This window comes from Arthrobacter sp. TB 23, from assembly GCF_000294595.1.
Taxonomy (GTDB): Bacteria; Actinomycetota; Actinomycetes; order Actinomycetales; family Micrococcaceae; genus Arthrobacter_D.
This window is the reverse complement of record NZ_ALPM01000109.1, coordinates 1-4,956: the sequence shown is the minus strand read 5'-3', so window position 1 is coordinate 4,956 and position 4,956 is coordinate 1. Positions and strand designations below refer to the sequence as shown.

General features: G+C 65.4%; 5 protein-coding genes. 3 read left to right on the top strand and 2 right to left on the bottom strand.

Annotation, left to right across the window (positions count from 1 at the left end):
- Positions 1-917: benzoate/H(+) symporter BenE family transporter (locus B384_RS0114805; protein ID WP_019483884.1), on the top strand; the 917-nt coding region annotated here is incomplete at its 5' end.
- 120 nt (positions 918-1,037) lie between these two features.
- Here the strand turns inward: B384_RS0114805 and B384_RS0114800 are convergent.
- Positions 1,038-1,241: a cold-shock protein gene (locus B384_RS0114800; RefSeq protein ID WP_019483883.1), complete on the bottom strand. Its 204-nt coding sequence runs from the start codon at positions 1,239-1,241 to the stop codon at positions 1,038-1,040.
- Positions 1,242-1,541: 300 nt separating this feature from the next.
- Here B384_RS0114800 and B384_RS0114795 point away from each other — a divergent pair, with 300 nt between their 5' ends.
- Positions 1,542-2,312: a hypothetical protein gene (locus tag B384_RS0114795; RefSeq protein ID WP_237715333.1), complete on the top strand. Its 771-nt coding sequence runs from the start codon at positions 1,542-1,544 to the stop codon at positions 2,310-2,312.
- Positions 2,313-2,333: 21 nt separating this feature from the next.
- On the opposite strand, the gene B384_RS0114790 is transcribed toward B384_RS0114795, so the two are convergent.
- Entirely contained in the window at positions 2,334-3,557 is a 1,224-nt protein-coding gene (locus tag B384_RS0114790) for a hypothetical protein (RefSeq protein WP_156809124.1), read from the bottom strand.
- A 148-nt stretch (positions 3,558-3,705) separates the two neighbouring features.
- Here B384_RS0114790 and B384_RS0114785 point away from each other — a divergent pair.
- Positions 3,706-4,956 (top strand): SWIM zinc finger family protein (locus tag B384_RS0114785; RefSeq protein ID WP_019483880.1); only part of this gene is annotated, 1,251 nt, incomplete at its 3' end.

The window sequence follows — 4,956 nt, the reverse complement described above, 5'->3', positions numbered from 1 at the left end:
GGCCCGCCGCCGTCGGCGCGTTTATTGTCACGGGCGCGCTGATCGTTGCCACCGGCACGATCCCTGCCCTGGGCCGGTTGATCGGCCGCATTCCGACCGCTCTGGCGCAGGCAATGCTCGCTGGGGTGCTACTCCCGCTGTGCCTCGCGCCGTTCCAGGCGTTGGGGAGTATTCCCCTCCTGGTGCTGCCGTTGATCCTGATCTGGCTGGCGGGCACACGGTTTGCGCCACGGTGGGCGGTGCCCCTGACTTTGCTGGGCGCCCTGCTGGTGATCGCCGGTTATCTGGTGGTCAACCGGATCACCCTCGACTGGGCTGCCGCAGCACCGACGGTTGAGCTCACCACCCCCGAATTCAGCGTGCAGGCGATGGCCAGCATCGCTTTGCCGCTGTACATCGTGACGATGGCTTCACAGAATGTGCCCGGAGTGGCGGTTCTTGCTTCGTTTGGGTACCGGACACCGTGGCGTCCGTCGATGTTCGTCACCGGTCTCGGCACCGCGGCGGCAGCGCCCTTCGGCGGTCATGCCATGAATCTCGCGGCACTGTCGGCGGCACTGTCCGCTGGCGAGACGGCCGGGCACGATCGCAGCCGCCGGTGGATCGCGGCCGTTAGCGCGGGCTGTTGCTATCTGGTGCTGGCCAGCGTGTCAGCGGCGCTGGTAACTGTGGTCGCCGCAGCACCTCCCGGCCTGATCGAGACGGTGGCCGGGCTGGCGTTGATGGGGACCATGGCGACGGTGCTGGCTGCTGCACTGGCAGAGGTTGGGCAGCGGATGAGCGCCGTCGTGACTTTTCTCGTCGCCGCGTCGGGGCTGACCCTGGCAGGGGTTGGCGGCGCCTTCTGGGCCCTGCTCGCCGGCCTGCTGGTCCGCTGGGTGCTGGAGCGCCGGTCAATCGATCAGCCGCGCCCATAGCCCGACCCCCGGATCGGGTGCACCCCACCCACCTCTGGATCGGGGTTTTGTCCTTTAACGCAAAATAGGGCGGGAATTGCTTCCCGCCCTATTTCAGTGGTCATTGACCACTAAGTCGAACTAGACGACCTGGATGTTTACGGCCTGAGGACCCTTGGGGCCCTGCTCGGTCTCAAAGCTAACCTTCTGGTTCTCGTCGAGGGACTTGAAGCCGCTCGAGTTGATAGCGGAGAAGTGAGCGAACACATCGGCGCTGCCATCTTCTGGCTCGATGAAGCCGAAGCCCTTGTCAGCGTTGAACCATTTCACGGTACCTGTTGCCATTTTTAATCATCCTTCTGGAAATATGAAACTGATCCCGACTGTCGGGTAGTTTCAGTCGCGGCGTTCGTTTCCCGCTTCTACAGAAAAAGCGGCTGGCCCGTCTGGGTTTCGCCGCTTGAAATACAAAATGCGCAACACTACAACTGCGTACGAGTCTACATGGAATTCGCCGAAGGTAAAACCGGGCACTGCGCCAGGCGCTCTCAGTTGCCCGGTCAACACCCCTCTAGGTGGAGGGAACCATTCGGGCAGGCCGCCCAGTTAAACCCGTTGACGCGTTGTTGTTGACGGAAGGGGTGTGTGATCGCAAGGGGCGAGGTGGGCGGGCGACGACGTCGGCCGCAGTGGGTGGTCCTGTGGATTCTCCTGCTCGGGGTGGCCGGATCGGTGCTGGTGTTCCTGGGACCCGGCCTGGCCGGTGGCTTGCGCGTGGAGGGCAGTTCGCTCCTGGCCGGTCCGGAGTGCACGCTCGAAACGGCTGAGGGCGACGTCGGGCTTGACCGCGACGAGGCGAAGCTGGCCACCACAGCTGTTGCGCTCCGCCTCAGGGGACTGGAAGCCCCCGACACCACTGGCATTGACGCTGCGGTGCTCCAACAACTGACCGACGGGCCGGCCGGTGACGCGGGCCCCAACCTGAGCTGCCGGGGGTCGGCAGCCAGCGACCTCGAGGAACAGGAACTGACCGGCTCCGGGCTCACGTCCCGCGCCGAAGAGGTGCGGGCGGCAATGACCGAGGTCTTCGGCGACCAGAGCCTGGGTGGGTTCGCTCCGGGTGGGATCGGCCAGGGACACGGCGGAGAGTCCACTCACTACGACGGCCGTGCCATCGACATCTTCTTCCGCCCGGTGACCGAGGACAACCGGCGCCAGGGCTGGATCCTGTCCCATTGGCTCGTTGCGCACGCGGAGGATCTGGACATCCAGTACGTCATTTTCGACGACGAGTTCTGGAGCGCTCATCTATCCCGGGGCGGCTGGCACCACTACGAAGCGCCAGCCCCGGGTAATGAGATCCTGCGCCACCTCGACCACGTGCACGTGGATGTGCTCGGTGGAAGCCCCGGCTAACGTCCTGACCCACATCGCGGGTCAGGGTCCGGAGGAGCCGATCGCGGCTAGATTCGTCGTCCCGGCCACCGCCCCGACCGCTACGGTGCCGGTTGCCTCTCGCCCGAGGTACCACCCTTTCGTGCGTTCAGCGCCTTCGCCTGGCCGGATCTGCCAGCGGGTATCGCTGACCCGCACGAGCGGTGCTGACGCCGCGAGGTTGAGATCCACCGGGAGAACGACGGTGTCGGTTACCGGCTCGCCACCCTGGCATCCGTCGCTAACGAATCGGTCGAACTGGATGGACCCCGATGCGGTGGCTGTTCCCAGCTTGCGGCCGATGGTCAGCACACCCGGCCCGGACCCGACAACGAATTGCTCGCGGATGGCGGTGGTGCCGTCACCGCAGGCAACCAGTTCGACGGTGAGGCTCGACGCGCTGACCGTCGTTGCTCGCTCCGGTGGGCTGGTGGTGCTGGCCTGCACTATCGCGTCCTCGAAGAGAACCCCGAGGCCACCGGTGGGCTCAAACTCGGCGCTGTAATCTCCCCGCGCGCCGGTGCCGCCTGGCGGGGCGACCGGATCCGGCGCAACCGGGGCTTCGCCGTGGGTACGCTGCCGTTCGACGGCGAATTTCAGGAACGCGGCGGGACTCTCGACGCCGACGAGGAGCGAACCAACGCTGAGGGTGCCGGTGCCATCGCGCGAGAAGTCGTAGAATCGTCCGCTCGACCGGTCGGAGCCCGACGAGGTAGTGCCGCCAATGCCCGTGAAGAACCTTGGCGTCGTCCCGGTAACTGTGATCTGGACGTCCTGTGCGGGCAGCACCGACACCGACTCAGGTTCGCCGCATCCCGGGCTATCGGTCACTGTCAGGTCCACGACTGCGTGCCCCAAAGCCTCCTCGAGGCTGTGCCCAATGTCGAGCTCCACCGGACCGGGCTCCCGCGATCCCCTGCCTTCGGTCTGGATCGTGGTGGTAACGATGTCCTCACTCAGGTCCGGACAGCTGATCGTGGCAGCCCGGGACAAGAACACATCGACCGTTGCCTCGTCTTTGACGTCCTGCCGGAAGGAGACGGCGCCCGCATAGGCTCCGTCCGTCTCCGGGAAAAGATTGACCGCGACCTGGTAATACCGCAGCTCACTTAGCTGCGTACCGCCGGGCGGTGCCGCTACTGCGGTAGTGGAAAGGGTCGGAGCGATGAGCAGCAACGCCACCACGCAACCTACCAATTTGCGCCGTACACCCGTGCCTGGCTTCATGGCCTGCTCCCTGCCCTCCCCCAAATTTTACGCCCGGGGCGGGCACAAGTCACCGGTTTACTGACCGCCATCTCATCGCCGCGAGTGCTCTCGAGCTGCCCCTCCCTAGCTCACTCGATCCGGCGGTGGCGCGTGAGAGCATTAATCCATGCCACGGACCAGCTCCCCCATGATCGATGTCACCGACATCATTCGCATGGTGGGCGGCGCCTCGTTCCAGCGCGGGCAAACCTATGCGAAACAGGGTGCGGTCAGCCAGCTCGCCTGGGACCCCTCGGGCAACACCCTCGACGCGCGGGTGCAGGGAAACTCCCCCGCCGCCTACCGCACCCGCCTCTTCCTGTCCGAAAAGGGCGACGGGCGGTACCACCTGAGGGACAGCTTCTGCAGCTGCCCCATCAGCCTCGACTGCAAACACGTGGCCGCCACGGCGCTGCAAAGCAACACCGAGCACCTGCTCTCCCGGCAGGAACTTACTACCCCCATCCGAAAGGCGGAGCAGGTCGGCTGGCAAAATTCGTTATCCGGGCTGATCACTCCAACGCCCGACGACGGCGTCACCACCCCGACGCCGCCCACCCCACTCGCGCTGCAGTTTGAGCTCCGCGCCGCCGCAAGCCCGCAACACGGCTGGGGGTCACCCCGATCATCGCGGAAGGCAGCCACACCACGGCTCGGGGTACGCCCGGTGGTCCGCAACAGCAAGGGCAACTGGGTCAAAAACAACCTTTCCTGGGGCAGCATCAGCTACCAGACCTACGGCGTCCTCCTCGACCCCGACCAGCACCGCTGGTTTTCCCAGTTCCCCTCCCTCCACCGCGGAACCGGGGTCAGCTACTTCGGCAACAACGATTCCTGGCTCTACCTTGAGGACTTCAGCAACCCGCTGCTGTGGCAGTTGTTGCGCGAAGCACAGCGCCTCGGCGTCGAGTTTGTCGGCTCCACCAAGGGCGTCTCAGTGGTCCTGGCGGGCACCGCCAGCCTGAAACTCGATGCGACCTCCACCCCGGAGGACCAGTTGCAGCTGTGCCCGGTGCTGGAAATCGACGGCCATCAGCACCCAGCGGACACTGCCCGACCGATCAGCACCCACGGCATCTACACGGTGCAGCCAGGCAGCCCCACCCAGAGCACTGTCATTACGCTGGCCCCAACCTCCAAACGGCTCACCGATCACGACATCGGGTTGCTGTTGCAGACGGCCCCGGTGGTCGTCCCAGCCAAGGAAAAGCCACTGTTCCTCGACAGTTTCTATCCGCGGCTGCGCCAGGCCATTGAGGTGATCAGCAGTGACCGGTCGGTGACGTTCCCTGACATCGCCCCTCCCCTGCTGATCCTGACCGCCCGTTACACGTCCGGCGACCGGCTGGAGCTGACCTGGGACTGGGAGTATCGGCTC